Origin of the sequence: Microbacterium sp. CCH5-D1 (genome assembly GCF_001557335.1) — a bacterium.
Taxonomy (GTDB): Bacteria; Actinomycetota; Actinomycetes; order Actinomycetales; family Microbacteriaceae; genus Microbacterium; species Microbacterium oxydans.
On record NZ_LSJW01000108.1, the window covers coordinates 1 to 5,040 of the forward strand.

The window sequence follows — 5,040 nt, forward strand, 5'->3', positions numbered from 1 at the left end:
GGATCGGGAACACGGAGGCGACGGCACCCGCCGTCACCGGTGAGCGTCTGTCCTGGACGGGCGCGCTCCAGATCGGCGAGACCGTCACGCTCACCTACACGGTGACCGTGAAGGCGGACGCCGGCGGCACCATCATCGAGAACTCGGCATCAGGCTCGGCGACCCCGCCGGGCGGCGTGCCGCCGATCGAGACGCCCCCGGCGACGACGGAGCACCCGGTCAACGAGCCCGGCTTCGAGCTGCGCAAGTCGGCCGATCCCGCCTCGGGCACCAGGGTCGACCCCGGCAGCGTCATCACCTACACGGTGACCGGCGTGAACACCGGTGAGACGGCGCTGGATCCCGTGCGCATCAGCGACGACCTGTCCGGCGTGCTCGACCACGCCGCCTACAACGGCGACGCGACGGCGACCGTGGTCGACGGATCCGCACCCGCTCCTGTCGTGAACGGCGACGAGCTCACCTGGACGGGTGCCCTCGCCATCGGGCAGCGCGTCACGATCACCTACTCGGTGACCGTGAACGGCGACGCGGGCGGTGCGACGATCGCGAACAAGGTCGCAGGTACCGCCACCCCGCCTGGCGGCGGCGAGCTCACGCCTCCGCCCGTGACGACCGAGAACCCTGTCGGCACCCCCGGCTTCGCGTTCCTCAAGACCGCGAACCCGGGATCGGGCACGGCGGTCGCCACGGGAAGCACCGTCACGTACACGCTCGTCGGCACCAACACGGGCGAGACGGGGCTGGACGACGTCGTCATCACAGACGACCTTTCCGGAGTGCTGTCGCACGCCGATCTGAAGCCCGGTGCGACCGCGGTCGTCGGCGAGCGGACGGTGGCAGCACCCGTGGTCGACGGTACGCAGCTGCGCTGGACGGGCAGCCTCGCCGAGGGTGAGAGCGTGACGATCACCTACTCCGTGACCGTGCATGCGAACGCGGCGGGTGCGACTCTCCGCAACGCGGCTGTGGGCACGGCCACCCCTCCCGGCGGTGGGACGATCACGCCGCCGCCCAGCACGACCGAGAACCCGGTGCTGACGCCGCTCGCGCTCACCGGTGGAATCCTCGCGCCCTGGGTGCTGGGTCTTGCGATCGCTCTGCTGCTCGGCGGTGCCGTGCTGCTGATCCTGCGTCGACGCCGCTCCCAGGCCTGACGGTCATGAAAGAAGGCCCCGCCCGTCGAACTCGACGGGCGGGGCCTTCCGTGTCTTCCCCGGAAGGGTCTGCGCTTACTCCGGCAGGAGACCGTGACGCGCCGCCTGCTCCACCGCTTCGGTGCGGTTGTGCGCGCCGAGCTTGCGGTAGATGCTGCGGAGCTGTGTCTTGAGGGTGTTCTGCGAGACGCGCAGCTCCAGGGCGATCGCAGGAAGAGATGCGCCGGAGGTGAGGGCGCGCAGCACGACCTGCTCGCGTGACGACAGGCGAGGTCGGGCCGCGAATGACGGCAGCGCGGATCGCAGCGGGAACGTCCCACGGCCGGTCGGGTCGAGGTCGGCTCGCACCGTGCCGAAGTCCTCCGCGCTCAGCAGCACGAGGGGAGTGGTGAGGCCCCGATCGGCGAGTTGGGCGTTCAGCGCCTCGCTCGACGGTTGCGCGGCCGCCGGCGACACCCGGTGCAGGGCGGCGCTCTGCACCGCCGAGGCCTCTGCGCGTTCCCTGGCGTTCGTGGGGCGCAGGCGGGTCTGTCCCAGAAGCCGGACCACGTCGGCCGCCTTGCCGTCGATGAGGGCCAGGCGTGCCCGCTTCAGGACGGTCGCGAAGCGGTCGGGGATCGCATCCCGCTGCACCACGGCCTTGGCCGCGTTCACATCGCCGAGGGCGAGATGGAGGAGGATCCGGGCGCGCGACAGTGCCTGGCGCACGTGCGGTGCACCGGCCTCCTTGCCCCGCAGGCGCGCGAACGACTCCAGGCGCTCCAATCCCGCGGCGGCGTCGCCCTCGTGCAGAGCGATCCATGCCTCGACGGAGGCCATCGTCGTCCAGTGCTCGCTGGTCGCGCGGTACGGCTCGAAGTACCGGATGTGCTGCTTCGCGGCAGCCAGATCGCCGTCCTCCACCGCCAGCATGGCCTCGGCCACACGGTAGAACGTGCCGCGGTAGCTGTCGAGCAGCGCCGCGTCCCAGCCGCCGTCTCTGATCAGGGAGACGTAGTGCCTGGCCTCGGGGAGGTCTCCGTTCAAGGCGTGCACGCCGGCGAGGAGGCAGATGCCGTGGAAGGCGTTGCTGCCCCCGTGCGCGGCGGCGAGGGCGGCGGCCTGCTCCCAGAGGTGGATGGCCTCCTCCTGCTGCCCGCCGTAGTAGAGGGAGATGCCCAGGTGCGTGCACAGCAGCGGCATGTCGCGGGCGTACTGCTGCCACTGCGATTCCGGGGTCTCGTTGAACAGGGTCAGAGATCGGGCTGCCACCTGTGCGGCGCGCTCCGGTCGTCCGATGGCGCGCAGCGACGCACTCTCGGCCGCCCAGATGAAGATCCGCTCCGTGGCCGAGAGCGTGGTCCGGCGGGCGTTCGCGGCCGCCACCGCGATGCGCAGCAGCTGGAGTCCGCGCTGGCGCCGCAGGCGGCTGGGCTTCAGGCACATCCCGAGCAGCATGGCCACCAGCGGCTCCTGCTTCAGCCGTGCCACCGGTACGTCGCCGAGCAGTTCGACGACACCGTTCCGATCTCGGTGCAGCAGTCGGTTCCACCCCGACATCGTGACGTGGGTCGCCAGACGCAGGTCGTCGCCCTCCACGGCGAGCCGCAGTCCTTCGAGGGGCAGGTCACGGCGCACGGCACCCTCTGCGGCGATGCGCCTCAGCCCGGGGACCTCGTCCGCGAGGGCTGCGCGGAGCTCGCGGCGCAGCATCCCGCGCGTCAGGGGCGTGAGCTCGAACGAGCTGCGGCCGTCGGCAGCCCAGCGGCCGAAACCGAACATCTCAGCCTGGTCCAGCGCCCTCACGATGTCCGGATCGCCGGTGAGCGCCGTGGCGAGCGGAACGTCGACGGAATCGGTGACGCTGATCCGGAGCATGCCTCGAAGCGCCTGCGGGTCGAAGCCGCACTCGGCGAGCCTGTCCTGCAGGTAGTCCTCGATCACCGTGGTGGCGGCTCGCAAGGACCCGGCATCCATGCCGGTCCCCCGCAGCGCCAGGGCGCGGATGAGCGCGGGGAATCCTCCTGTCGCCTCTCGTGTCGCAGCCGCCGTGTCCTCGTCGACGTCGAGCGCGCGACGGATCTCCTCATCATCGAACATGAGGTCTTCGGGAGCGACGAGCGTCGTGTCGATCAAGAGGTCGAGGCCCTCGCTGTCGAAGGGGCTCGGGCGATTCGTTGCGACGATCAGACGGGTGCGGGCAGCGGCACCGACGGCGCGACACAGCGCGAACGCGCCATCGCGCTCGACGGCGGCAGCATCGTCGAGCACCACGACCAGGTGGCCCTCCGCCTCGTGCAGACGCGCGGCCACGGCGGCCCAGCCCTCGTCGCCGTCGTCCCGCCGGTCGGCTCCGGGCAGGACGCGCAGCAGCGCTCCGGCGAGTGCCTCACTCCTCGTGATCGCCGGCGTCACGGTCAGCCACACGACGTGGGCGGATGTGGTGGCCGCCCAGTCCACCAGGGCCGTGGTCTTGCCGGAGCCGGACGCCGAGCGGATGAGTGTGAGGGGCGTCTCGGTCTCGAACTCGGCGCTCAGTCGCGGACGCCTGATGGCGTGCGCCGATACTCGCGGTATATGTCCGTCCCCCTGCGCGACAAATGCCGACACCCCGTACCTCCCCAGGTCCCCTCCCTCTACGATATGCCGAAATCCTGCACGGACAAGCGACGCCCGCCGGGACATCGACGAACGCAGAGACGAGCGATGCCGGGCGAGCGGAGCGTGTCCGTGACCGTCAGCGGTGACCGTTCCGGCGCCAGGGCGCCGTGATCCGCGACCACAGGTTCGGAGCAGGGGCGCTCTCGTCCGAGGCGGGGGGAAGGGCGACGGCGAACTGCACGATCTCCTCGGCGCCGTGGTGCACGACGCGGTACAGCGCGGTGCCGATGAGCACGCCGAGCGCGATCGACATGACCGAGACCAGCGCCGTGGTGAAGTCGGAGAGTCCGCCGTCGGTCGCGACCGCCTCCGTGAGCCCGACGAGCCCGGCGGCCCCGGGGACCAGCAGCCAGAAGGCCGGGAGGAAGGTGAGCTGCGACGGTGCTCCGTGGCGGAGGGTCGCGATCCACAGCACGACGGGGGTCATCGCGACGGCACCGACGAACCCGCCGACCGTCGCGCCCACGAACTCGGTGCCGGCCCATTGGCCCGTGTAGGCGACGACGAGTGCGAGAAGCACCCACCCGAAGGTCGACGGTGGCGCGGAGAAATGCAGATAGTTCCCGAGCGCGAACACGAGGATCCCGATGAGCGCCACCCACCACGGGAGCGGCGATCCCCCGTCGAGAGCTTCGTACGAGGACGAGTCGACCCTCACGACGGTGCCGGCGGCGAGGATGCCGAACGCCAGCAGCGCCAGCTGCACGAAGCCGTAGACCAGACGGGAGGCGCCGGAGATCATCTGCCCTGCTGCGAGCTCCACGGTGGCGCTCGTCAGCACGCCGCCGGGCAGGAAGGTGACGAGCGGGGCGATGAGCAGGCGGATCGGATCGCCGATCTCGATCACCTCGGCCAGGAGGAAGACCGCGGTGGCGCACACGAACGCCGCGACCACCGGCATGATCAGCTGCAGCGTCGGAGAGCGGACCAGCTTCAGCAATCCGATCAGCGCTCCGAGCACGAACGCGACGATCACGCCCTGCCACGTGGGGGCGAGCAGGAGAGAGAGCCCTGTCGTCAGCACCGCATGCCCGAACGTGCGGGTGATCCAGCCGAGCCGCGGGCGCATCGCGCCGATCTCGTTCAGGCGTCTGATGCCGTCGAGCGGGGTGACCGAGCCGGTCTTCGCCTGGGCGATCAGCTCGTACAGGGCGGCGATCTGATCGAAACGGAACGAGGCGTTCGTCGCCGAGCGGATCGCGACGCGGGACTCATCGGACTCGCCGCTCTCGATGAGGATGAT

The 5,040-nt window shown here is 70.8% G+C and carries 3 protein-coding genes; 1 reads left to right on the top strand and 2 read right to left on the bottom strand.

Features of this window, described 5'->3' with window-relative positions; translation table 11 throughout:
• Window positions 1-1,157, top strand: a 1,157-nt coding sequence (locus AX744_RS07105; protein ID WP_157543537.1) for a DUF7927 domain-containing protein, incomplete at its 5' end; no start/stop codon positions are given.
• A 75-nt stretch (window positions 1,158-1,232) separates the two neighbouring features.
• Here AX744_RS07105 and AX744_RS07110 read toward each other — a convergent pair.
• Together AX744_RS07110 and AX744_RS07115 are read right to left on the bottom strand one after the other, a co-directional pair.
• Entirely contained in the window at window positions 1,233-3,746 is a 2,514-nt protein-coding gene (locus AX744_RS07110) for a LuxR C-terminal-related transcriptional regulator (RefSeq protein WP_061015998.1), read from the bottom strand.
• A gap of 127 nt (window positions 3,747-3,873) precedes the next feature.
• Window positions 3,874-5,040 (bottom strand): threonine/serine ThrE exporter family protein (locus tag AX744_RS07115; RefSeq protein WP_061016000.1); only part of this gene is annotated, 1,167 nt, incomplete at its 5' end.